The organism is Hoylesella timonensis 4401737 = DSM 22865 = JCM 15640, assembly GCF_000455445.1.
Classification (GTDB): domain Bacteria; phylum Bacteroidota; class Bacteroidia; order Bacteroidales; family Bacteroidaceae; genus Prevotella; species Prevotella timonensis.
Map to the genome: position 1 here is coordinate 1 of NZ_HG417092.1, position 25,508 is coordinate 25,508.

A 25,508-nucleotide genomic window follows, 5' to 3' on the forward strand; every position below is an offset into this window, starting at 1 on the left:
GAGATCGGCACCATTGACACCGCCGGGAGACTGGGCGTGTATGCTCGGAGAGAGACATAGTAATAGTGAAGTAATAGAAATAATAGGTAAATAATGTTTCATAAGCCCTAAGCGTATAAGGTAATAGAATATTGAATAAAGCAAAGAAAAGACAGGTTGGGTACGGAAAAGTTCCAACCTTAGAGAGAAACACCGCGGATTGGAAGGTAATACGTGGTGAGATATAGATTATTCAAGAACGGTTGTAAGTACTTCATGATCAAATGACATACGGGGTTATATATGCGAAAATACGTATTCTAAATCGCAAATCCAAGAAAATTGGAGAAAAAATAACGTAATAGCCTCTTTTTTAACATTTTGGAAAATGAAATCACCGATTTTTGTTAAAATAGAATCAAGACACATTATTATATTAAGAAAAATTATTTAAGAAATGCAGTGAAAGATTTTTCTCTGAATTTCTTGAAAATTGTATATTATCTTGTGAAAGTTTTATATCTTTGCAACATAGGACAGAGAGTTCTTTGAGGCATTGCAGAATAATGAAAGGGAAAGAAACTCACTCGTTTCCAAATCGTAACCCATTTCTTCTTTATTCATTCTTATTTTATTGATTATCTGAAAGATACAAAATTCTAAAATCTTTTCCGGGCATAGTCCGTGGCGATAAGCATCTTCGCCTTTTCTTCCGTTTCCGAAAGCGGCAGCCTGCCCAACAGGGTGGCATCGCCCGTCTTGGCGAACTGCATCAGCTTCTGAATGAAGTCCTCCTGCTCCGGCGTGGGCGGTATGTGGTGCAGTATCTCGTTCTTGGCGGGGCGGTCAACGCCCACATCCTCCGCCGTTCGGTAGTCCGTAATCTCATTATAGAAGGCGGCAAGCTCCGGCACTTTGATGAAGTATCGGAAACGCTCCTTCTGCACCACGTTGTTCGTCACGTTGAACTCAAAATCCGTCGTCTTCTTGGCGAATATCGCCGCCCAAGCGTCGAAACACCGGATATCCTGCCGTTCCAGCTCCTTCGGGCGCAGGTACTTGAACAGCAGATACAATTCAGTCAGCGAGTTGCTGATGGTCGTGCCGGAGAGGAACGTAGCTCCCAAATCTTTGCCCGTGCGCTCCTGTATGGTGCGTATGGCAAAGAGCATGTTCAACGCCTTCTGGCTTCCCTCGCTGTTTCCCAGCCCCGCCACACGGTCGTGTCGTGTATTGAAAGTCAGATTTTTGAACTGGTGGCTCTCATCTATGAAGATGTGGTCGATGCCCATCTGCTTGAAATCCACCACGTCGTCCGTGCGTGACTTTATGGCGTGTTCCACCTTCTCCAGCTTCGCTTCAAGGTTGTGCTTGCGCTTCTCCAATCCTTTCAGCATCGCCCGCGACACGTTCTTTCCCTGCTGGCGCAGCACTTCGAGGTTTTCCTCCACCGTGTCAAGCTCCGCTTGCAGGATGCGCTGCTGCAACTCCGGCGACTGCGGTATCTTGCCGAACTGGTCGTGCGACATGATGACACAATCGTAGTCGTTGTTCTTGATATTGTTGAAGAAACGCACGCGGTTGGCGGTCGAAAAGTCCTTTTCCGAAGCGTACAGAATACGTGCGTTGGGATATGCCGCCTGATAGGTGGCGGCAATCTCCGCGACATTGGCTTTCAGCCCGATAATCATCGGCTTGTGCGCCAGATTCAGACGCTTCATTTCATGTGCGGCGATACACATAATCAGCGTCTTGCCGGTTCCCACCTCATGGTCACAAATTCCGCCGCCGTTCTGTTTCAGCATCCAGACACAATCCATCTGCGAGGGATAGACGCTCCTGATGCCCCGGCTTGCCAAGCCTTTCAGATTGAGGTCGGGGAAAGTCTGGTGCGAGCCGTCATACTTCGGGCGCACGAAACAGTTGAACTTGCGGTTATACATCGTCGTCAGCCGCTCCTTGAACTGTGGCGACTGCTCTTCGAGCCATTCGGAGAATCCGTTTCGTATCTCGTCAATCTTGGCGTTGGCGAGCTGTATTCCCTCGCTGTCGCGCACCTTGATGTCGTTGCCATGCTCGTCCTTGCCGATGGACTTCATCATGTCGGGGCAGGTGTTGTGCAGGGCGTGTTTCAGAAGGTGCATACCGTCATAGTTCCGGTAATACCCCTTCACCAGAAACTCGTCCGTGATTTTCATGGTGCGGTAGCCGCACGCCACCGAAAACTCGTCCATGCTGGCGGAGTAGGCGATTTTCACCTCTGTGTCAAACAGCCGGCTCATGTAGGCGGCATAGACACCCGTCGGAATCCAGCGTTCCCCGAAATTGAAGTCCAGATCCTCGAAGGCGATGCGCGGCGGTTCGGCTTCTTTCAGAGCCTCCAACGCCTGCTTCACCTCCGGCATACGTTCACTTTCGGGGTTTTCGCCCATCCAAGCCTCTATGCGTTCCGCCTTCTCTATCACGTTTCCGGCAATAAAGCGGTCCTTAATCTCGTAACCGGTTACGAGCGGATTGTAATAGATACGTTCTTGCAGGGCTGTGAGCAACTCCTCCGCCGTGCTGTCGGTTATCTCCCGCATATAGTCGAGATTGACCGTGCCATATTTGTTGAGCGACGCGGACAAGGCTTCTTCGGGAGAGCCTACGTTGGCATGGCTCTCCACGGAGAAGGAAACAGGACGATCGAAGATGTCCGCCTTGACAAACTTCCCGTTCTCCGCCCGTTCCAGCGAAAGGATGTCACGCCCTCCCGCGTCCATCATCACCAGCTTCACGTTCTGCTTGGCGTTGAGGTTGCCGTAACGCATGACGAACTCATCGTAACAGGTGTTCAGATGCTCACGCCACTGGACATTTGCTTCGTGTAGGTTCGATTCATAGCGGTACAGCCGCTCGTAGGCGTCACGGAGTAAAACATACTGTAACGCCTTCTCCTTCTGGTAGCCTTTCAGGTCGAGCGGCTGGAATGTGGCCCCGTAAGGCGTGATGTCCTTCAGATAGCCGATGTTGCGGCGCGCCCTGTCAGCCACCAGCGAGCCTTCGCGCAGGTGCATCTCCGGCGTGCGGTGGTAGGCACGCGGAGAAAGGTCCACGACTTCCTCCTTCGGCTTTTCCGCTTCGATGTCGGGGAAAAGTGAAGTCGCCACCGCTTCCACTTGAGCATCGGTAGCAGCAGGCGTGGCGGCAACTTTCGGCTGTGTTTCCTCCTGTCGTGGTTGCTCTCGGGAAGTTTCCGGCACAGCTTTCACTTCCGTCTTTTCCGCCGCCACTTGTTTCTCGTTATGCTGTCTTGCCAGCTCCCGAAGTTCCTTCCTGCGTTCCGGCGTCAAACCCATCATCATTTCATAGAAGCCGTTGATGGGAGGATTGGTATCCCAGTCCAACGTGGCATAGATGTCGTCAGGGTCGGCAGGCTTGGCGGCATTGTCCGTTTTCGCCTCCTTGTTTTCCGTAACATTCTGTGTGGTCTGCGGCTTGGACGGAATGCGCCTTATCGGGCTTTCCTTTTTCGCCGCCTTTTTCTTTTTGGCGGTTTTCGGTTGTTGACTGACTTCTTCCGTCATCCCCCAGAGGTCGAGCAAGGATAGCTGCACACCGTCAGAATATTTCGGACGTGGCTCTATCTCCGGTTTTTCCTCAACGGGTTGCGGTTTTTCTGTCGGAGTTTCCACCGTCTGCGCCGAAGATACCGTTTCCAATTTTATAGCAGGACGCTCTACCTCCTTTTGAACGGTAACTTTTTCTTCCGTTCCCGACTGCCGGATTGTTCCCGAATACAGACGCATGGCGAGCCTGTAATGGAAATCCTCGTCAAGCATACGGCGCAAGTCCCCGGATATGCCTGCGGTCTTGCCCTCGTGCAGATAGACCATAGCGGGTTTCCCGTAGGGGTCGGTGTCAAGTTTCGCCGTCGTATGCACGATGCGTTCCGGGTGGTGGATGAAATAGGCGTTGTCCGTCAGGTCGGTTTTCGTATCCGTCTGTATCACGGTCATCAGCCGTTCGTCCTGCGACATTTCCTTCTTGTTCAGGTGCTTTTGCAGGACAATCAGGTCGCTGCCCACCTCCGTGCCCGCGTTGTCCGTGAACAGGTTGTTGGGCAGGCGTACCGCGGATACCAGATTAGCCTGCCGGAAAAGTTCGTTACGCACGGAGGTCTTGGTGCTGTTCAATACCCCCTGCGAGGTGATAAACGCCACGATACCGCCGTCACGCACGGTATCAAGCCCTTTGAGGAAAAAATAGTTGTGTATGGCGTTCTGGGCGGAGCGTCTGCCGAAGGAATCGCTACGCTGAAACTCCGCGTCGAACACGGCGATGTCACCGAACGGGATGTTAGATACCGCCAAGTCGAAATAATTGTTGAAAGGCTTTTCAATTTTCTCAAAACCGCAGGTGCGCATTTTATGGTCTGGATATAGATGCCGCAGGATTGTCCCCGTGAGCAGATCCTTCTCGAAAGCCATCACATCCGCATCGGGGCTGTGCCGCAGCACGGAATCCACGAACACGCCTACACCTGCCGACGGTTCGAGCATACGGGCGGGGCGGACGCTGTAATCCGCCAGCATGTCCGCGAGGGTGTCAGTTATCTCTTTTGGGGTGTAGAAAGCGGTCAGCACGGATGCTTTCAGCGAATCCACAAACCGCTTGTATTCCGTTTCGTCCTTGCTGTTCTCACGGATGAGCCTGTGCAACTCCACCGTCGGGGCGAACAGTTCGAGGTCGGATTTCGCCCACCGGACGGCATCCGTCAGTTCCTTGGCAGGGTTCAGGATACATTTCAGACCGCCGAAACCGCAGTACCTTTGAAGTATGGCACGCTCTTCGGTTGTCGCCGCTCTCTGTTCCCTGTCAAGGATGAATGCCGTCCGTATCGCCTCGATGTTGTCCCGTAGTTTCTGTTTGCGGTTAAACGCCATATTCCCCGATGTAAAGGACGGTTGCCCCCGTCAGCTCCGTATAGAGCAGGTCGTAATCGGAAGACAGGGCGAAGTTGTCGTCCGAAAGGTCATAGACGGAGAACACGTTGCCGACAAGCGGCAGGAGTTTATGGATAAAGGCTTCTTGTTTCTCTTCCGGCACTTCGTTGGCAAACTCGTTCTCCACGACTTCGTGGAGCATGGCGTACCGGGAATAGTGCAACCCGCGCAGCAGTGTTTCCATCGCCAGTTCCTGCGCACCGTCGGTGGGATAGCCTTCAATCCGCGCCTTTTCATACGTTTCGGCGGCACGATCGGCGCGTTCCCGTATGAAAGCGGTGTCGGTAGCCTGTTCAAACTTGTTCGTGCGGAGGTAGTCCATCAGGTACAGACCGTAATAGGAAAAGTCGGACTGCCCTTCGTTGTTCTTCTTGTTGTTCATTACTTTGGAGTTTAGTGGATTGATATTTAACGGGATAATCGGTTGGAAAAAAGGAAGAAAAAGGCACTCGGTATCCCTCCGAGTGCCGCCACTAAATCCAAAGTATGAGTGTAATCCGGTATCGAAGAACAATTCATTACTCTGAACAAGTGGCAAAGTTAATACTATTTCTTCCGTCCTGAAAATTTCTTGCCCTTTTTAGCCTCCGGGAACACGAACGTCGTGTTATATTCCCCGTCAAAGGCGACGACGGCATCGAAGCTCTTGCCCTGTTTGCTCTTGAAGCCTTTGAGCAGCTGGGTATGCCCTTCGGTGAGCAGGTCTTTGATTTCATCGTCGGACAGGGTGCGTCCCGCTTTCAGCCGGAACACGGGAAGCCCGCACTCCGTGTTGTCGCAGCGTACCACCTTGCCGTAGAACCGCATCCTGCCCGTGCCGCACTTGGGACACGCGCAACCGGAATCGCGGCTGCCGAAGAGTTTGTCGCATGAGAGCAGTTCGGAGGTAATCTCCCGCGTGTACGCCTCTATCTTTTTGCGGAAGGTATCGGCGGACAGCTCCCCACGCTCGATGCGTGCCAGTTCCTTCTCCCATTCGCCTGTCATGGCGACATCGGCGATGCGCATCGTCTTCACCACGGAATTGAGTGCAAGCCCCTTTTCGGTGGGGACAAGCAATTTCTTGCAGCGTTCCATGTAACCGCGCTTGAAGAGCGTTTCGATGATGGAGGCGCGTGTGGCGGGAGTACCGATGCCGCAGTCCTTCATCGCCTGCCGCAGTGCGTCATCCTCGATTTCCTTGCCCGCCGTTTCCATTGCGGACAGCAGGGTGGCTTCGGTATGTAGCGGCTTGGGCTTGGTCTTCCCTTCTGTGATGGAAGAGGCTTTCAGTGTCAGCGTGTCGCCTTCCTGCCAGCCGGGAATGGTGGTTTCCTCCTTGTTTTCCTCGCCATAGACAGCACGCCATCCGGCTTGCCTGATGACGCTGCCTTTCACGGTAAACTCCACTCCGGCACATTCCGCCATGACAGCGGTCACGTCCTTGACGCATTTTTCAGAGAATGCCTCGACCATGCGCCCGGCAATCATCTGATAGATGGTATTGTCCTCTTTGGAGAGGAAGAGCGGTTTCTCACCCGTGACGAGTAGGGCATGGTGGTCTGTCACCTTGCCGCCGTCTACGCTGCGGCGTGTCGGGATGGCTTTTGCCCGCACCTTGTCTTTCCATTCGTGCTGTGTGCCGATGAAAGCGAGCAGTTTGGGAATTTCGGCAAACACGTCTTCGGGGATGTAGCGGCTACCCGTTCTCGGATAGGTTATCAGCTTCTTCTCGTAGAGCTTCTGCGCGATTTCAAGCGTCTGCTCCGCCGTGAAGCCGTGCTTGGCGTTGGCTTCTTTCTGAAGCGTGGTCAGGTCGTACAGCAACGGGGTATCCTCCGTTTTCTCCTTGCGCTCGGCTTTCGTTACCGTTGCGAAGCCTGCCGCCTTTACCTTATTATATAGCTCCGTTGCCGGTTCTTTCGACTTCCATTTTTCAGAGGATGAGAATTTCACGACCTTGCCGTCGCAACCGTCCGTTGCGATATGGAGTTGCCAGAAGGCTTCGGGCGTGAAGCGGCGGTTCTCCCAGTAGCGTTCACATACCATAGCCAACGTTGGTGTCTGCACCCGCCCCACGGAGTATGTGCCGTGTCCGGCGGCGATGGAGAGAGCCTGCGTGCCGTTGATGCCCACGAGCCAGTCGGATTCGCTTCGCGCTTTGGCGGCGAGGTATAGGTTGTCATACTTGCCGCCGTCTTCGAGGTTGCGCAATCCCTCGCGGATAGCCTTGTCGGTGAGCGAGCTTATCCACAGGCGCACGAAAGGAGTGGTACTGCCCGTGTAGTGGTAGAGGTAGCGGAAGATAAGTTCACCCTCGCGTCCGGCATCGGTTGCCACGATGATTTGGTCGCTGGTGCCGAACAGCCTTTTGATTGTTTTTATCTGCGACACCACGCCGCTATCGGGCTTGTAGCCTTTCTCCGTCCTGACCTGACGGGGGACGAGCGTGAAGGTGTCGGGGATAATCGGGAGGTTGTCACGGACGAAACCGCGCACGCCGTAGCCATCGGGCATGGCGAGCTGGACAAGGTGTCCGAATGCCCATGTCACGGCATAGCCGCCTCCCTCGAAATATCCTTCCTCTCTCTTTGTCGCGCCCACGATGCGGGCGATTTCACGTGCCACGGAGGGCTTTTCTGCAATGATTGTCTTCATGTCTTCTTCTTTTTTGTTGATACTTTGGATTTTATTTTGGATTCAGTGGCGGACATCGGTCTATACTTTCATGCCCTTGCCCGTTTTCTTCTGCGGCTTGTCCTGCTGCTGTTGCTGGCGGGCGTCCTTCGGAGTGGTCTGACCTTTCTGCAAAGGCTCTTTCAGGTTCTTTGTCGCCTCGTTGGTCTTGCCCTCGTTGTTCACCGCCACCTGCGTGCGGCTCTCGTTGGACGGGGCGACCTGCTGCCCGATGTCGGGATTTGTTTCGTAGCGGTACGGGCGACCCTTCTCCGGGTTGAACTTGATATACATCGTGGCATGGAAGCCCTGCTTGTCGGTCACGTTCTCCAGTTTCACGGCTTTGCCCGCCACATAGTCGGCTTTCTGCTGTTCGGTGAAGTTCACGTCGCTCCATTTGCTGATGGGGCGGATGCTGCCGTCCTCGTTCGTCCACGTGTTGCGGCGTTGCTCCTTCTTGGTCTGTGTGGCATTTTCCCCGCCTTGCGCCTGACTTTTCGACGTGTCGCCTTTGGTTTCCTGCGTCTGTACGGTACGGGGCGACCTTCCGGTTCCCGGCACGAACTCCACGCCGCGCTGCTCCACGTTCACTTGCAGAGTGGTGACGAACTTCCTGCCGTCGTTGCGCTCGATGAGCTTGTCGCGCACGGGCAGTCCGGCGCGGAGCATATCCTGCTCCTGCTTGGTGATTTCCGTCTTGCCGATGCGCTCCGGGATGCGTACCTTGCTCGCCGGAATGTCCGTGATCTCATTCGTCTTGCGGTCGATGCTGATGTAGGAGGGGATAATCTCGCCCGTTTCCTTCTCCACGATGTCCACGACCCTGCCGAGGTTGCCCGTCTCGCGCAGGTTCTTCCGGTCGTCGTCGGAGAATTTGTGTTCCTTGTATTCATCCAGTTTCTGCTCCTTGCGGATGAAGTGCGGCACGAGGCTGATGTTTCCCTCGCCGTCCTTCTTGAAGGAAAGGCGGGCGTCCAGCTCGAATGCTTCGCCGCCGAAGGTGGGCTTGACCTTCACCAAGTCGGACTTGCCGTAGTGGAGCATCTTCGTAAGGTCGCCGGACTTTTCAAGGTCGTCACGCTTCACGCCCCATCTGTCCTCCAGCTCCTGCCAGTTGATTTTGCTCTCGTCGATGGGCTGGTAGCCCCGTTTGCCCTGCGTCTGTTCGGGATCTTCCTGTTGTTCTTTTTGTTGCTCCATGTTTTCCTGTTTTTGAGGTTCTTGTTTTTCGGTTGCCAGTTCTTCCTGCACCTTTTTCTCGTAGTCGGAGGTGTCCACCTTGTGAGGGGCAAGCAGCTCCTTGTTCGCTTCGGGGTCTTTCAGCAGTTGCTTCATCACCTCCAAGAGATTTTCGGCTTGGTCTGCCGCGATGCGGTAAAAACCGAAGCGGCTGGGTTCCTTGCACTGCCGGAAGAAGTTCTTGAAGAAGTTGTCCAGCACGTCGCCGTGTCGGTCGAATTGCAGGAAACTCTGCGCGTTTTCCGCTTTCGCGGGGGTGCGCTTGGGTGTGCCGTCCGCGTTCAGCCCGGCAACCACGCTGATCTCGCCCGTCTTCTCGTCACGGACCACCAGCACGTCCTTTTCGTCTTTTTTCTTTGCCATCTGAAAAATGTTTTAATGGGTTATTTATGAAAGAAATTATGGATACGAGCCTTGTAGAAGGCTATATCTTCCTTTTTGAAGTCCTTGATATGGTTGGAAAGGAATGTCAGCACGTCCTCCTCGCTGTAATAGGTTTTCTTGCCCAGTGTCTTGTAGGGCAATGCGCCGACACTGCGGTAGCGTTGCAGGGTGCGCTTGCTTATCTGAAGCAGCATGCACAAGTCCTGATTGTCGAAAAGGCGGATGCTTTCCGTGATAGTAGGCTGTTTCCCCTCAGCCTTCATCGCCAGCAGCAGTTCGTCCTGACGGTCGAGCCGTTCCATCAACTTCTGCATCCAGCCTTCGAAGTTGTTTCGTGTGAGCAGTTCCATGACCTATGTCCTCCTTCCTTTGGGGTTGCCGCCCGTGCGCAACGTGTGGTTGCGTTTCAGTTCCTGCGGTGTCGCCGCGTCCTCGTTGACGGTACTCTCATCAAGCAGGCGGTCGATTTCCGACTGCCGGTAGCGGCATTTGCCGCGAAGCACGACATAGCCGATGCGTTGCTCGCTGCGCATACGCTGGAGGGTGCGGGTACTCACGTTAAGCAGGTGCGCCGCCTCGCGTGTGGTGAGCAACCTGTCGGGCGATGCCGCTCTCTTGTCACCGGAGACGGCACGGACGTGTGCCGCAATCTCCGCTATCTGTTCCGTCAATGACCGGAAGACGGAACTTTCCATTGTTATCACTTTCATATTCAGTCCTTTCTTTTTGTATCTGCGGCAAAATTCGGCAATAAACAAAAGGGGCTTTAACAACTCACTACGTGACTCACGTAAGATTTTTACGGAAGATGGCTCCGTAACCCGGTCAAACGGCGCAACAGGCAGCCTTTCAGTGGAAAACGGCACGTGTCCGGGAGTGTATCGTTACCTTTGCGGGCAAACCGATAATTGCATGAATATGGAAATAGTATCAATTGAGAAAAAGACTTTCGAGATGATGGTGGCGACATTCGGCGCACTCTCGGAGAAGGTCGCCGCACTGAGGCGCAAAAGCGACACGGGGCGCATGGAAAGATGGCTCACGGGCGAGGAGGTCTGCGGGCAGTTGAGAATAAGCCCGCGTACGTTGCAGACGCTGCGTGACAGGCGGCTTATCGGCTACTCGCAGATAAACCGCAGGTTTTATTACAAGCCGGAGGAGGTAAAGCGGTTGATACCGCTTATCGGTACACTCTATCCGCACGGCAGATGATTTGATTTATTTACCCACTGAATCCGAAGTTATGATAAACGAGAACAACGATGTTTTTACGATGGAAGACGAGCCGATAGCCTCTGTGATGCAGGATATGCGCAAAGGCTCAAAATGGCTGTCCGCATTTCTGGAGAATTACCGTCCTCCGCTGGACGGGGAGCGTTACCTGACGGACGGCGAGGTGGCGGAACTGCTCCGTGTAAGCCGACGCACCTTGCAGGAATACCGCAACAACCGCGTGTTGCCCTTCATACTTTTGGGAGGGAAGGTGCTTTACCCGGAAACGGGGTTGCGCGAGGTACTGGAAGCGAACTACCGCAAGCCGCTGGAGTGACGCTGGCATGAAAAAGGAAACGGGCGACACCTTTTGTGGTGCTGCCCGTTTCTTGTCTTATGGGGTATGCGCAATCAGCAATACCCAGTTTTTCCGTTCTGTATGAACATCACGTATGCCTGCCGTTTCTCTTGTGAGAGTGCCTTTCCCACCAGCCATGTGCGAAACAGGTGGGTGTTGTAGGTGTTCAGCCGGAAGGCGACGGGTATGATGATTTCAAGCGCGTACACGTCCGCGTACAGCCCGTTTTCAAGTTGCATGTAACGGCATACCTTGTAGTCGTTCAGCACGTCCGACTTGCGGACAGCTTTGATGGCGGCGTTCACTGCCGGGACGGTCGTATGGAACAGTCCGGCGATTTCGGTGGCGGCCATCCATACGTCGTTACCGGTTACGCTGACCGCCTTGTTATCTATGATGATTATGTCACGTTTCATGGCTCCTCTTTTTTAGATGGTGCAACCTGCAAATTCCTCAATGCCGCTCAATCTTGCCACAAGGTTCTCCATGTCCTGATTGAGTTTCTCTTTCGTTATCTTAGCGTAAATCTGCGTCGTCTTTATGCTCTTGTGTCCGAGCATGGAACTGACGGTTTCGATGGGTACGCCGTTGGAGAGGAATACCGTCGTGGCTGCCGTGTGGCGGCTCTGATGCCACGTGATATGCTTGGTGATGCCGCAACGCTTGGCGACGGCACGGATACCGGCAAGGCACGTGTTATAATGCGGTACGGGGAATATCCTGCCGTCCTCGCACAGCCCCCGGTATTTGCCGATTATGCGGTTGGCGATGTCGAGCAGGCGGATGTTGGACACCACGCCCGTTTTCTGGCGGTTGATGTTTATCCACTCGTGTTCGTCGAAGTAGGTGCGGATATTCTCTTCTGTGAGGCTGCGCATATCCGAAAACGATAACCCGGTGAAGGCGCAGAACAGGTAGAGGTCACGGTACAGTTCTTGTTTGGCGTTTTTCAGTTTCCCGTCCATCAGCAGGCGTATTTCCTCTTTGGTCAGGAAACTGCGTGTCGTTTCCTCCTTCTTGATTTCATACTCGCGGAACGGGTCGCGTGTCAGCCACTCGTTGTTGATGGCGATGAAAACCATCGTCCGTAGCGGGCAGACATACAGCCACACGGTATTGGTGCAGCAGTGCTTGTCCGTGCGCAGGAACATCTCGAAATCGGAGATGAAAGCCGGGGTAAGCTCTTTCAGGGCGATGTCCTTCACATGGTAGCGGATGTCGAGGAACTCTTGCAGGTGCTTGTAAACGGTGCGGTACTTCAACAGCGTGCCTTTGGCTTTCATGCCTGCCTCCACCTGTTTCTCGTAGTCCTCGTTGTGCTGGCGGAACACCTGCATAAGTGTATGATGGCGGTGTTCCAGTCCAAGAAATGCGTTCTTGACTTTCTCCGCTGTGACGAAATTATCACGCTCCATGATTTCCTGATAGTGCCTGTTGATGCGTACCCGCATCTTGTCAAGCATACGGTTCGTTTCGAGTGCCGCCGTGCTTCTGCCCGTGACACGTCCACCTTTGGTGTCCCACAATTTCGGATCGACAGTCAGCTTGCAGCTGAACTGCGTTTGGCTGCCGTCAACTGTGATGCGTCCCATGACGGGAACTGTCCCGTCCTTTTTCACTACCTGACGCTTGAGGTAGTAGATTACTGAAAATGTACTCTTCATTGTCCTTAATTTTTTGGTTTCAAAATTAGTTGGTGAAGAGTCCGGTGTCGGTACGCAAAACGGAGAGGAACGGCGCAATCTTTTTCCGTAACCGGATTTTTCGCGTGAGTTGTCGGTAACTCACTATTCCTTAGTGTCTTGTTTCGCCCTCCGTGCCCGTTTGTCGCATTTTCGGGCATGGTTACGAACAAGTAACGTTGCGGCGTCAGGATTTGGCTTCGGCAGGGATTGTAATGGCTTCACGAATTATCGCCACTTCAACTAAAACCCTTGTAACTCAATTCTATCACTATATCTTTCCGCATTTCACTTTTTTGTAGTAACTTTGTACACAAAATATTGAGACAAGACATAGAGATGAGTCATGCCAATTACACTCATACGCTGAGACGCACGGTAGAACAATTATCAACATTCACTTCACTCAACAGCCTGCGCAACAGTCAACGCAACAGATACCCCCTCCCTTCAAGTAAGGCACTTGAAGTATTATTGGGTAGCATGTGGTCTTGCAAATACAACGAGAAATGGTCTGCAGTACATGAAAAACGCTCAACGAATGTCATTGCAGGCTTTTTTGACATTCCCTTTCAAAAGAGAACACTACAACAAAGAATTAAATCACATTTTTCAATATAACCATTAATTATCAATTCAATCAAATGGAATTTGAACTCATCGCCAAAACTTTTATGGGATTAGAGCCTGTTTTGGCACAAGAGCTAACCCAACTGGGTGCAAACAATGTACAGATAGGACGCAGAATGGTGTCGTTTTCGGGCAATCAAGAAATGATGTACCGTGCCAATTTCCAACTCCATACAGCTATTCGGATTCTCAAACCCATTAAACATTTCAAAGCACGGAGTGCAGAGGATGTATATGAAGAGGTGAAGAAAGTAGACTGGAGTCAATACATTGAACAAGGAAAGACTTTCTCGGTAGACTCTGTTGTCTATTCTGAAGAGTTTAGAAACTCAAGATTTGTCACCTATAAAGTGAAAGATGCCATCGTAGACCAATTCCGTGAAAACACAGGAACACGTCCAAATATCTCGGTGAGCAATCCAGATATTCGGCTACATATACACATTGCCGAGGACGACGCAACGCTTTCTTTGGACTCGAGTGGCGAGTCATTGCATCGAAGAGGCTATCGCCAAGAGTCTGTGGAAGCACCTTTGAACGAGGTGTTAGCTGCTGGAATGATTATGATGACAGGCTGGAAGGGCGAAACAGATTTCATTGACCCCATGTGCGGCAGTGGTACACTACTGATAGAAGCTGCCATGATTGCTCGAAACATGAGTCCCGGCATCTTCAGAAAGGAGTTTGCATTTGAGAAATGGCCTGACTTTAACCAAGAACTTTTCGACCATATCTATAATGATGACTCGCAAGAAAGGGAGTTTGAGCATCACATTTATGGCTATGATATTGATATGAAAGCCGTGAATACTGCACGATTGAACGCAAAAGCAGCAGGCTTTACAAAAGATATTACAATAGAACTGGCTGACTTTAAGAACTTTACACAGCCCTCAGAACCAAGCATCATCATCACAAACCCACCGTATGGTGAGCGTATCTCCACACCCAATTTGCTCGGAACGTACAAGATGATTGGCGAACGACTGAAACATGAGTTCATGGGAAACGATGCCTGGATATTGAGTTATCGTGAGGAATGCTTTGAACAGATAGGGCTCAAGCCGTCTATCAAAATTCCTGTGTTCAACGGAAGCTTGGAGTGTGAGTTTAGAAAATATGCTATTTTCGGTGGAAGAATGAAGGATTTCCGTGCCGAAGGAGGCATTGTAAAGACCGCAGAAGAGAAGAAGGCGATGGCTGAGAAGCATCGGTTTAAGAAAAATCGCGAGTTCAAAAAACGCTTAGAAGAAAACGAAGAAAACGAAATTGCGGATATCCGTTCGTTCAAATTTCATTCTTTAGAACGAGTACAGGAAAGAGACGAGCGCAAAAAAGGCGGTAACCGTCGCAACGATCGCTCGTATGATAACGACGATATGCCTGCTTACAAAGGCAAGAAACGTTTTGACAAAGACGGACGTGGACGGTCATTTGGTAAACGAGGTGGTAAAGAGCATGGAAGAAAGAATTATCAAATAGACGATTATGAATAAAACTTGGTTCAGTTTTCTTACCCTCATTGCCCTATTCGTAGGTGGACAAAAGGTTATGGGACAAAAACTATTCACACTCGAAGAGTTAAACTTTGGAGGGAAAAACTATCGAAAGTTCGTCCCAGAAAATCGCTACACTACATGGTGGGGCGATGAACTGATTCGCACAGACGCCAACCAATGCAGTGTTATCGACAAGAAATCGGGCAAGGAAACGGCTCTCTTTACCTTAGAAGACATAAAAAAACATGCCACAACCAATGATGCGAACGAGATAAAAGATTTATATGGTGTCTCTTTCCCTTATCCTTACAAGTCGTTGGTATTACTTCAATATGGCACTACGAGATGTTTATACAATTGGAAAACGCACAAAACAGTATGGAAAGGGAGTACCGCTAACGAAGACGTTTCTGAATGGAATGCTGCTTCAAAGGCTACCTCTTATATCCAATCTGAAAGTCATCAACTCTTTATCCGCACCGCTGATGGCAACGAAGTCCAGTTGACAACCGACGGAAGTCGTGAGATTGTGTATGGTCGAAGCGTACACCGTGACGAATTTGGCATACACAAAGGTATGTTTTGGGCACCCAATGGACAGAAATTGGCATTCTATCGCATGGATCAGAGCATGGTGGCTGATTATCCACAAGTGAACATTTTTGGCAGAATAGCAAAATGCGAGCCCGACAAATACCCCATGGCAGGCGAGACAAGTCACAAAGTAACGGTGTTAGTGTATGATTTAGCTACAAAAAAAAAGGTTACTTTGCAGGCTGGTGACCCCACCGATCGATATTTTACCAACATTGCATGGAGCCCAGACAGCAAGACCATCTATATGTTTGAGCTGAATAGAGACCAAAATGACTGTCGGTTAGTGAGCTACGATGCGCAAACAGGCAAGAAAATCGCAGAACTTTACCGAGAGACGCACGATAAATATGTAGAGCCACAACACCCCATTGCATTCTTGCCTTGGGACAACAACCTCTTCATCATGCAAAGCCAACGTGACGGCTACAACCATTTGTACCTGTATCAAACTAATGGTAAGTTGGTCAAGCAGCTTACCAAAGGCAAATGGGTGGTGTTGGACGTGATAGGATTCAACGTAAAAGACAAGTCGATTGTCTATACATCTACCGAAAAGCATGCGCTGCAAACCAACACATACACCGTAGATGTCAAGACAGGAAAGCGCAGATTGTTGGACAACGGGCGTGGCTATCACAGTCCGTCATTATCTCCTGCTGGGACATTTATCGTAGATAAGTACAGCGAACCCACCGTTCCACGCAACATCGAGATTATCAATACCGCCAACGGAAAGCGCACAAACTACTTTGAAGCGGCTGATCCGTGGAAAGGATTTCAAGTACCAACCTTTACATGTGGCACTCTCAAAGCCGCTGACGGCACGACCGACTTGTACTATCGCATGGTGAAACCAGCCAACTTTGATGAAAACAAGAAATATCCTTTGGTGCTTTATGTGTACGGAGGACCTCATGCACACAACGTAGATGCACGTTGGCATTACGCTTCTCGCAGTTGGGAAACCTACATGGCACAGAAGGGATACATCCTCTTCATACTCGATAACAGAGGAAGTGAGCGCAGAGGAAGAGATTTTGAACAAGCAACATTCCGCCAATTGGGTCAGATAGAGATGCAAGACCAAATGAAGGGCATTGAATATGTGAAGACTTTACCATACGTAGATGCCAACAGAATAGGCGTGCATGGTTGGAGTTTCGGCGGTTTTATGACCATTTCGCTGATGACAAATTATCCCGAAACCTTCAAAGTGGGTGTCGCTGGCGGTCCTGTTATTGATTGGAAATGGTACGAAGTGATGTATGGAGAGCGTTATATGGACACTCCACAAGCCAATCCTGAAGGCTACAGCAAGACTTCCTTGATACCACAAGCCAAGAATTTGAAAGGAAAATTACAAATTATTCAAGGCACTAACGACAAAACGGTAGTGCCGCAACACTGCTTGTCGTTCATCGCTGAGTGTATCAAGCAAGGCACACAGGGGATTTCTTTGTCTATCCGGGTGAACCACACAATATGAGAGGACACCAAAGTGTTCACCTCCACGAACGCATTACACAGTACTTTGAAGATTATCTGAAATAAAAAAGGAAACATACGCATGAAGATATTATTATTAGGTAGTGGCGGAAGAGAACACGCCTTGGGCTGGAAAATAGCACAAAGCAAACGAGTAACACAACTATTCATCGCTCCCGGCAATGCTGGAACAAGTGAAATAGGCACCAACATCGACATTCAGGTGAACGATTTCGATGCCATCAAAGATTTTATATGCAACCAAAAGATTGATATGGTTGTCGTTGGACCCGAAGATCCACTTGTGAATGGCATCTATGATGCGTTGAAAAATGACTCTCGAACCAAAGACACCGTGGTCATAGGTCCATCGAAAGAGGGGGCAAAACTGGAAGGTAGCAAGGATTTTGCCAAGGCTTTCATGAAGCGCCACCATATTCCAACCGCACGATACCACACCTTTATCGGCGAGACGTTAGATGACGGACTTCGCTTCTTGGAGACTTTAGAGGCTCCATACGTGTTGAAAGCCGACGGACTATGTGCTGGTAAGGGCGTTTTAATACTCCCTACGCTGGCAGAAGCACAGCGAGAATTAAAGGAAATGTTAGGGGGTATGTTCGGAAAAGCGTCGGCACGAGTCGTCATTGAGGAATATTTAAGTGGAATAGAGTGCTCTGTTTTCGTCTTAACCGATGGCAAACATTATCAAATGTTGCCAGAAGCAAAGGATTATAAACGTATTGGTGAAGGCGATACAGGACTGAATACAGGCGGCATGGGCAGCGTCTCACCGGTCCCATTTGCAGATAATGACTGGATGAAGAAGGTGGAGGAACGAATCATTCAGCCAACGATAAAGGGACTATCTGAAGAAGGTATCGACTACAAAGGCTTTATCTTCTTTGGCTTAATCAATGTAAAAGGCGACCCCATGGTGATAGAATACAACTGTAGAATGGGCGATCCGGAGACAGAAAGCGTGATGCTGAGACTTGAAAGCGACCTTGTCGATTTGTTTGAGGGCATTGCAGAAGGCAACTTAGACAAGCGTGTTGTTACCTTTGACAAACGAGCTGCCATTTGTATCATGCTCGTTAGTGGAGGTTATCCACAAAAATATGTCAAAGGATATCCTATCTCTGGACTTGAAGAAACAGGAGACAGCATCGTTTTTCATAGTGGAACAAAACGGGAAAACAATCAAATTGTAACGGCAGGTGGGCGAGTTTTGGCAGTTACCTCTTATGGTAAAAATAAAGAAGATGCGCTAAAAAAGAGTTTTGAAATAGCCCAAAAGATTCAATTTCAAGATAAATACTTTAGAAAAGATATTGGGCAAGATATATAAGAAGGCAAGATTTGGCACACAAACTGAGACAAGGAAGGTGTCAAACAAAAACGTCTTTTCGCTGAAAGATAGGTATGCAAGTTAAGAATTATGCGTTGTGAAAATCGCACAATGCATCAACTTGCAGATATGGAAATAAGGTAGATTGGTTTTATTCATGGCAAACAGATTACAACACAAGATAGCTTGTAGCCGTTATGCATTCCCACTTACGATTGTTTACGCATGTGGGATTTGGCTATTTGGCGGACTCTTTCAACATCAGCTGTGGGTTCCATTTATCCTCATGCTCGTTACCACCGTTGTAATGGCAGAGCTTAACAACCAACATGCGCTGATACGAACATATAGTAGAATGCTATCTTGTTCGTTCCTAATCATGAGTGCAAGTACCTTACCACTATTTTTTGATATAGAAAGTGGTATTATCCAACTCTGTATGGCATTGACTTACCTTTATTTATTCAAGGCTTATCAAAACAAAATGGCGATTGGCAGCGTGTTCAATGCCTTCTTTTTCATTGGATTAGCCAGTGTGTGGTTCATCCAAGCTATATTCCTTTTGCCGCTTTGGTGGCTTGCATTGCGATTTTACATCGTAGGGATGAGTTGGCGAACATTCTTTGCTTCCCTCATTGGCGTCATCACTCCCTACTGGTTTTTGAGTGGGTATTATATCTACCAAGGTAGCTTTGAACTTCTTATCGACCATTTCAAACAACTTTGTACGTTTGGGACACTTGCCCATCTGAACGAACTTACCCATATAGAACTAATAACTTTCGGTTTCATAAGCATTCTTGGCATCATAGGATTTCTTTATTTCATCACCAATAGCTCAAAAGAAAAAATAAGGATTCGCCTGCTGTTTGCTTCCTTTGCATTGATGATGATAAGCACAATAGCTTTCATTATTTTGCAACCTGTGCATTATTCGTACTTGCTTCCCATGCTCATTGTGAGCGTCGCTCCATTCATTGGACACTATTTAACCTTCTCAGGTTCACGACTATCCGCTATGACCAGTTTGGTTATCGTCACCCTTACCCTCATCATCACAGCGTATCAAATATGGATGCATTCATAGATTTACTTGTACAGTATGGTTGTTGGGGCATGTTTCTCGCTTCCTTCTTAGCTGGTTCGGTATTGCCTTTCAGTAGCGAAGCCGTCATGATGGGGTTAATGGCAGCAGGAGTTAATACGCTTCCTCTCATCATCTATGGCACCATAGGCAATGTCCTTGGCTCCCTTCTCAATTATTACATTGGTACGTTGGGACGCTTCGACTGGATAGAGAAGTACCTACATGTGAAACCTGAAAAGCTGGAAAAAGCACAAAAGTTGATAAGTAGGTATGGAGTTTGGATGGGATTCTTTGCCTTTCTTCCTATCTTAGGCAGTGCCATCGCTATTGTTTTAGGCTTAGTAAGGTCCAATATTTGGCTCACCACCATAGCTTTCACGGTAGGAAAGGTAATGAGGTATTTGCTCATTATTTATAGTATGAATTTAGTTTTATAAACATCAATCATCGAATAACAAATGAATAAAATTATATGGATAGGCATTTTACTGCTGATGCTCGTTGGCTGTGAACATGCACCTCAACATAAGGCACGGCAAATCACTGTGACTATAGAACCTTTACGCTACTTCACAGAACAGATAGCTGGCGACAATTTTCAGGTCAACACAATGGTTCCGAAGGGTGGAAACCCCGAAACGTACGAACCAACTCCGCAACAAATGATTCAATTGGCCAAAAGTGACTTATATATTAAGGTGGGGAATATTGGATTTGAACGCATTTGGATGTCCAAACTGAAACAGAATGCTCCGCATACCCTCATCATAGACTCTTCTTATGGCATTGAACCCGTGAGGACAGGGCAAAATATCAACGATCCTCATACATGGATGAGTACCAAAAACGCCATTCAAATTGCTCGAAATATTTATCAAGCTTTGGCAAAGATTGACAAGAAAAACAATGCTTATTATCAAGAGAATTTAGATAAACTCCTTCAAAAGATTGATACCACCGATCAACAAATCCGCCAGTTATTAGCAAAGAAAACATCCCGAGCATTCCTCATTTACCACCCTGCCCTCACCTATTTCGCACACGACTATCAGTTACAACAAATTCCAATAGAAATAAATGGCAGAGAACCAAGCGCATCACAGCTAAAAGAGACCATTCAGACAGCGAAGGCTCTCCATGTGAAAACCTTTTTTATACAAAAGGAATTTGCCTCTCGCCAGACACTACTCATCAGTAAGTCAATGGGAGTAGACACGACAACCATCAACCCTTTGAGTGCGCATTGGCACGAACAAATGTTACTCATTGCCTCAAAAATCAAATAGTGTAATGCAACCCATTATTCAATTAAATAACGTATTTGCAGCTTATGACAAGAAAGTCGTGCTCAAAAACATCAACTTAACCATTGATGAACACGACTTCTTAGGCATCATTGGTCCTAACGGAGGGGGAAAAACAACGCTGATACGATTGATTCTCGGACTTAAAAAGCCGATGAAAGGGCAACTTTTGTTTTATAAAGAAGGGAAGCCCGTTAAGCACTTAACAATGGGCTATCTGCCGCAATACAATGCCATCGACCCTGATTTCCCCATCTCTGTAGAAGAAGTAGTGCTATCTGGCTTAAGCAACCAAAAGAAATTGTTTCACCCCTTTACCGCCAAACATCACCTCATGGTGAGCGAAACCTTAGAAAAGATGCAGCTTTCCGAGCTTCGCAACCGTGCGATTGGAACCTTGAGCGGTGGACAGTTACAGCGTGTTCTCTTAGCACGAGCCATTGTCTCTCATCCCACAGTGTTAGTTTTGGACGAACCTAACACCTATATTGATCGGCATTTCCAAACGCAAATGTACGAGATGCTGCATCAGATTCATCGCCATTGCGCCATACTCTTAGTGAGCCATGACATTGGAGCCGTGCTACAGAATGCTCAAAATATAGCTTATGTCAACCGAAAGCTCGATTATCACGTGGCTTCCGACCTTTCAGCAGAGGATTTGCAGGGCTGTTTTCATCAACATTCGCTATTAGATGAGAGCTGGCACAAATCACTCTAAGCAAGGTTTGCCGAACCAACTTGAAGCCATAGCAAAAAGCATTCACCGCTTTACTGCATTGCCACAGCAGACAGTTCAGACGACTTAAAGTGAGCGCCCCCTTTGTGACACCCACTCAAAGCCTATCCTTCATCTGCAGCAGCATTATCTGTGAAGATTTCAACAGCATGCTTTGCGTGATGTGCGACATAAGCAGCAGGACCGTTATTACCCACACCTTTGATAGCCAAGACTACCGATTTTTTCTTTTCGCCTGTTACAAAAAATATCACATGCTTGGCATTCATAATGGGTTTTCCAGTGAGCGCAATTCGTTTTTGTCCTGATTCAGGATGAACACCTACCGCATAAATTTCCGAAGTAGTCAGTAAATGTTCCTGTCCGGGAAAGATAGAAGAGGTGTGACCATCATCTCCTGCACCCAATAACACAATGTCAAAGACGGGCAGTCCGTCTTCGAGAGGCGTCTTCTTACTAACCAGATCCGAATATCTCTTACACTCCTCTTCTGGCTCATTTTCGCCGTCAATTCTATAAATGTGCGATTCTGGAACAGGCACCTTACTGAGTAAGTGCTGATAAGCCATACCATAATTGCTCTCAGCATCATCAGGCGCCACACAACGCTCATCGACCCAGTAGAATCGTAGCTTCTTCCAAGGTGTAAGATGCGTGTACTCTTTTGCCCAAAGATCAAACATGAGCGCAGGTGTACTACCGCCACTGAGGGCTATATGATATTCGTTTTGATCTTCTGCCTTGATTAGATTGAGTATGCGTTCTACGTGTGCACGAGCCGCTTCTGTTGGGTTTGGAAATACGTTTGTAATCATAATTCGCAATATAAATCTGTGTTCGTTAAATTTTTACATGGATTCGTCCATTCTGCAGCATGGTCACTCATCAACTTATCACTTTCTAAAGGTCCCCAAGTTCCTGCAGGATATCCATACAAAGGAGCCTCTAAGGTCTCATTCCAATATTTTAAGATAGGGTCGAAAAATCTCCACGATGCTTCTACGGCATCACTTCGAGTAAACAATGTGGGGTCGCCTTGAATACAGTCATCTATCAGTCGGGCATAAGCATCCATGACTGGAGCTCCTCCTAACTGGTCGTAAGTAAAATTCATAGAAACTTCTTTCACATCAAAGCCTGCGCCAGGGACTTTCATACCAATATTTAGAACCATGCCCTCATTGGGCTGTATGCGCAGAATGAGTTTGTTAGGACGGGGATGAGTACCATCTGTTCGTGTAAACATCTGATGAGGTGTCTCCTTAAAGTGTACCACAATTTCCGTAACCTTGGTTGGCATTTGCTTTCCAGTCCTGATATAAAAAGGAACTCCACTCCATCGCCAATTGTCTATGTTCAAACGCATGGCAATATAAGTTTCTGTACGTGACCCAGGTGCTATGTTCTTTTCCTCCCGATACCCCTTCTTATCTCCAGAAACAGTGTATTGACCACGCACCACGTGTTCGTCGAAATCTACCTTTGTAAGTGGCTTCAACGAATTGTAAACCTTGACGACTTCATTTCTAAAGTTGTTTTCATCGAAATACAAAGGAGGTTCCATTGCAGTTAATGCCACCAATTGAATCAGGTGATTTTGCACCATATCGCGCAAAGCCCCAGACGAATCGTAGTAGCCTCCACGGTTTTCTATGCCTAAATTCTCAACGGCGGTCACCTCTACATAATTTACATAATTTCTGTTCCACAATGGTTCAAAAATTCCATTAGCAAATCTAAACGCCAAAATATTCTGTGCAGTCTCCTTTCCTAAGAAGTGATCAATACGATACACTTGTTGCTCTTTGAACGCTGAAGCATAGATAGCATTCAGTGCTTGAGCTGATTCCAAACTGTACCCAAATGGTTTTTCCACAATGATGCGCGAGCCTTTGGTATTCAGTTTTGCTGCCTTTAGATGCTTAGGTATCTCTCCATAAAGGGATGGCGGTGTTGACAAGTAATACAACAGGTTGTCGGGTTGATCGGTCTTAGTCAACGCTACCAATTTTTCTTTCAGTCTTTCATATCCTTCATCCTTTGCAGGGTCCATGGGAAGATAGTGCAAATGCGTCACAAACTCCTGCATCAAATGCTCGTCTTGCAGTTCTTTTTTGATGAAGTGCTGCATTTCTTCCCACATATAGGTTTGAAATGACTGATCATCGAATTTGGTTCTGGACACCCCGAGAATAGAGAAATTACCTGTAAGGCGTTGTTCCTTATACAATGTATAGAGTGCTGGAATCAATTTGCGCTTGGTCAAATCGCCCGAAGCGCCAAATATAATCATAGCAAAGTGGTTCATCATGTTTTTGTTCATACTTCTATTCTAAGTAATCAAACGTTATATGTTCCCGACTTGGTTTTACCTCCATGCCCCGTCCAGTCTTCATGGAAGAACTTTCCTCGTTCACAATCCTTTCGCTCAAAGGTGTGTGCACCAAAATAATCGCGTTGAGCCTGTATCATATTGGCAGGCAAATTTTCTGACGTAAGGGAATAAAAATAATGAAGAGCCGACGAGAATGCTGGTGCTGAGATGCCTGCCTGAATGACATGAATGACGAGTTGTTTCCAATCTGTTAACAAGGTAGCTATTTCTTGTGCGAAATACGGTGCCAACAGCAGATGCTTCGGCTTATCCTCTTGCTCATAGGCACGAGCAATATCGTTGAGGAATGAACTTCTAATGATGCAGCCCCCACGCCACATGCGCGCAATAGATGCCATGTCAAGGTGCCAATCAAATGTCTGGGATGCAGCTTCTAAGACGGCAAACCCTTGCGCATAACTCACCAATTTGGAAGCATATAAAGCAGAAAAGATTTCTTGCAACAACTGCGTTCGTGGAATATCGAGGGGCTGAACTGTCGGTGAAAACTGGCGAGCAGCTTGTACACGCATTTCCTTCTGAGCAGACAAACTGCGCTCAAACACTGCTGTTCCGATGAGTCCTAATGGCATTCCTAAGTCCATTGCATTGACAACCGACCACTTACCAGTACCCTTCTGTCCTGCGGCATCTAATATATGGTCTATCAGATAATCTCCATTGGGCTCTTGATGTCTCAGAATATCAGCCGTTATCTCCACCAAATAACTATGTAACTTGTCTTGGTTCCATGCCGTAAACACATCAGACATCTCTTCATTTGTCATTCCTCCTATGTGTTTCATCGTCCAATAGGCTTCAGAGATAAGCTGCATATCGCCATATTCTATGCCATTATGAATCATTTTCACAAAGTGCCCCGCACCTTGAGGACCCACCCATTGACAGCAAGGAGTGCCGTCCGACGCCTTGGCTGCAATGCTTTGTAAGATGGGTTTCACTGCTTCCCAAGCAGCATGCGAGCCTCCTGGCATCATAGAAGCGCCGTGTAATGCCCCCTCTTCACCACCAGAAACACCTGTTCCGATAAAGAAGAAGCCCTTTTCTTCGCACAAACTGACACGCCGATTGGTATCTAAATAATTGGAATTACCTCCATCTATCAAAATATCTTCGGGTGATAAATAGGGAAACAATTGGTTGATAACGTCGTCAACAGGTTTCCCTGCCCGCACCATCATCATTATTTTGCGAGGAGTAGCTAATGACTCCACAAATGCCTTGATGTCTGTGTAACCCTGAATGGACTTATCTTTGCCACGTCCTTGCATAAATCGCTCTACCACTCCTTCTTCTATTCCAGGAACGGTACGGTTATACACCGACACTTGCCACCCATGATTGGCCATGTTGATGGCTAAGTTTTCACCCATCACCGCCAATCCTATCATTCCTATGTCTGTCTTGTTTTGAATTTTCATCTTGTTAAATTTATGGTTACTTCATCAATAGTATGCTACTAAAAACCAATACCGCCCGAATCAAACCTTCACGGCATCCGCTTTTTTAGCAAACAGTCAACAGACTGCCTATATGATACAAATATACAACTTTATCTGGAAAACAAAAACATTGTTTTCAATTATTTTTCTGAAAAGGGGTGAACGGTTAGCATGAAGACGTATTGAAATGCACTTGCGAGGCGTACAAAAAAGTGCTTTTCTGCTATGATTGGCAACAAAGTGAATCCATTTGTGAAGAACAATTGCATTTTTGATTCTCTTCACTACATCACCAACAAACAAGAAACTATCGCCTATAAAAACAGCAAACCATAGGAATTGAGAGCGTAAGAATGCGCAAATCACGGCTCATCTTTTGTGAAATATGTTGACAAAATAAGGAGTTATTTTGATTTTTCTTTTACATTTGAAAAACACGAAATAGAGAAAAATAAGGCTAAGAAAAGGCTTTATACTCCTCGAAA

The 25,508-nt window shown here is 48.2% G+C and carries 18 protein-coding genes and 2 pseudogenes; 9 read left to right on the plus strand and 11 right to left on the minus strand.

Annotated features, from left to right (window positions below):
* Positions 1–647 precede the first annotated feature (647 nt).
* From BN35_RS03545 to BN35_RS03570, 6 genes and pseudogenes are all read right to left on the minus strand, one after another.
* A pseudogene (locus tag BN35_RS03545) lies at positions 648–4,904 on the minus strand (N-6 DNA methylase); the annotation flags it as partial.
* Entirely contained in the window at positions 4,894–5,346 is a 453-nt protein-coding gene (locus BN35_RS03550) for a DUF1896 domain-containing protein (RefSeq protein WP_004371702.1), read from the minus strand. The gene BN35_RS03550 and the pseudogene BN35_RS03545, both read right to left, overlap by 11 nt.
* 164 nt (positions 5,347–5,510) lie before the next feature.
* Positions 5,511–7,601, minus strand: coding sequence for a type IA DNA topoisomerase (locus BN35_RS03555; RefSeq protein WP_004371701.1), 2,091 nt, complete (start codon positions 7,599–7,601; stop codon positions 5,511–5,513).
* 60 nt (positions 7,602–7,661) lie between these two features.
* Entirely contained in the window at positions 7,662–9,221 is a 1,560-nt protein-coding gene (locus tag BN35_RS03560; RefSeq protein ID WP_004371700.1) for a DUF3945 domain-containing protein, read from the minus strand.
* A gap of 20 nt (positions 9,222–9,241) precedes the next feature.
* Positions 9,242–9,592, minus strand: coding sequence for a helix-turn-helix domain-containing protein (locus BN35_RS03565; RefSeq protein WP_004291454.1), 351 nt, complete (start codon positions 9,590–9,592; stop codon positions 9,242–9,244).
* Between the two features lie 3 nt (positions 9,593–9,595).
* Positions 9,596–9,952 carry a helix-turn-helix domain-containing protein gene (locus BN35_RS03570; RefSeq protein ID WP_025072716.1) on the minus strand — a complete coding sequence of 119 codons (357 nt, stop codon included), beginning with the start codon at positions 9,950–9,952 and terminating at the stop codon, positions 9,596–9,598.
* Between the two features lie 202 nt (positions 9,953–10,154).
* Here BN35_RS03570 and BN35_RS03575 point away from each other — a divergent pair, with 202 nt between their 5' ends.
* Together BN35_RS03575 and BN35_RS03580 are read left to right on the plus strand one after the other, a co-directional pair.
* Positions 10,155–10,454, plus strand: coding sequence for a helix-turn-helix domain-containing protein (locus BN35_RS03575; RefSeq protein ID WP_004371698.1), 300 nt, complete (start codon positions 10,155–10,157; stop codon positions 10,452–10,454).
* A gap of 31 nt (positions 10,455–10,485) precedes the next feature.
* The gene (locus BN35_RS03580) at positions 10,486–10,791 is read left to right on the plus strand and encodes a helix-turn-helix domain-containing protein (protein WP_025072717.1); all 306 of its coding nucleotides are present in this window, start codon (positions 10,486–10,488) and stop codon (positions 10,789–10,791) included.
* Between the two features lie 74 nt (positions 10,792–10,865).
* On the opposite strand, the gene BN35_RS03585 is transcribed toward BN35_RS03580, so the two are convergent.
* Complete coding sequence (locus tag BN35_RS03585) at positions 10,866–11,228, minus strand: hypothetical protein (RefSeq protein WP_004371696.1); 363 nt, start codon at positions 11,226–11,228, stop codon at positions 10,866–10,868.
* A 12-nt stretch (positions 11,229–11,240) separates the two neighbouring features.
* The gene (locus tag BN35_RS03590) at positions 11,241–12,476 is read right to left on the minus strand and encodes a site-specific integrase (protein WP_004371695.1); all 1,236 of its coding nucleotides are present in this window, start codon (positions 12,474–12,476) and stop codon (positions 11,241–11,243) included.
* Positions 12,477–13,138: 662 nt separating this feature from the next.
* Here BN35_RS03590 and BN35_RS03600 point away from each other — a divergent pair.
* The 7 genes and pseudogenes from BN35_RS03600 (at position 13,139) to BN35_RS03630 (ending at position 21,168) form a co-directional block, all read left to right on the plus strand.
* Positions 13,139–14,620, plus strand: coding sequence for a THUMP domain-containing class I SAM-dependent RNA methyltransferase (locus tag BN35_RS03600; protein ID WP_025072719.1), 1,482 nt, complete (start codon positions 13,139–13,141; stop codon positions 14,618–14,620).
* Positions 14,613–16,771, plus strand: a pseudogene (locus BN35_RS03605) (S9 family peptidase). Before BN35_RS03600 ends, BN35_RS03605 begins: the two are co-directional and overlap by 8 nt.
* A 16-nt stretch (positions 16,772–16,787) precedes the next feature.
* The gene (gene purD, locus BN35_RS03610) at positions 16,788–18,056 is read left to right on the plus strand and encodes a phosphoribosylamine--glycine ligase (protein ID WP_025072721.1); all 1,269 of its coding nucleotides are present in this window, start codon (positions 16,788–16,790) and stop codon (positions 18,054–18,056) included.
* A 157-nt stretch (positions 18,057–18,213) separates the two neighbouring features.
* Positions 18,214–19,143: a hypothetical protein gene (locus tag BN35_RS03615; RefSeq protein WP_025072722.1), complete on the plus strand. Its 930-nt coding sequence runs from the start codon at positions 18,214–18,216 to the stop codon at positions 19,141–19,143.
* Positions 19,128–19,580, plus strand: coding sequence for a YqaA family protein (locus BN35_RS03620; RefSeq protein WP_025072723.1), 453 nt, complete (start codon positions 19,128–19,130; stop codon positions 19,578–19,580). The genes BN35_RS03615 and BN35_RS03620 overlap by 16 nt, the downstream gene beginning before the upstream one ends.
* Before the next feature lie 21 nt (positions 19,581–19,601).
* Positions 19,602–20,429, plus strand: coding sequence for a metal ABC transporter solute-binding protein, Zn/Mn family (locus tag BN35_RS03625; protein ID WP_025072724.1), 828 nt, complete (start codon positions 19,602–19,604; stop codon positions 20,427–20,429).
* Between the two features lie 4 nt (positions 20,430–20,433).
* Positions 20,434–21,168 (plus strand): metal ABC transporter ATP-binding protein, encoded by a 735-nt coding sequence (locus BN35_RS03630; protein WP_025072725.1) that lies wholly within the window; start codon positions 20,434–20,436, stop codon positions 21,166–21,168.
* A gap of 122 nt (positions 21,169–21,290) precedes the next feature.
* Here BN35_RS03630 and pgl read toward each other — a convergent pair whose 3' ends face one another.
* Genes pgl through gnd form a run of 3 tightly spaced genes read right to left on the minus strand, consistent with a single transcriptional unit; the run spans position 21,291 to position 25,002 of the window.
* Positions 21,291–22,001 carry a 6-phosphogluconolactonase gene (pgl, locus tag BN35_RS03635; RefSeq protein WP_025072726.1) on the minus strand — a complete coding sequence of 237 codons (711 nt, stop codon included), beginning with the start codon at positions 21,999–22,001 and terminating at the stop codon, positions 21,291–21,293.
* On the minus strand, positions 21,998–23,494 hold the full coding sequence (gene zwf, locus BN35_RS03640) for a glucose-6-phosphate dehydrogenase (protein ID WP_028901211.1): 1,497 nt from the start codon (positions 23,492–23,494) through the stop codon (positions 21,998–22,000). Before zwf ends, pgl begins: the two co-directional genes overlap by 4 nt.
* A 32-nt stretch (positions 23,495–23,526) precedes the next feature.
* Positions 23,527–25,002, minus strand: coding sequence for a decarboxylating NADP(+)-dependent phosphogluconate dehydrogenase (gene gnd / locus BN35_RS03645; protein ID WP_025072727.1), 1,476 nt, complete (start codon positions 25,000–25,002; stop codon positions 23,527–23,529).
* Positions 25,003–25,508: the final 506 nt, after the last annotated feature.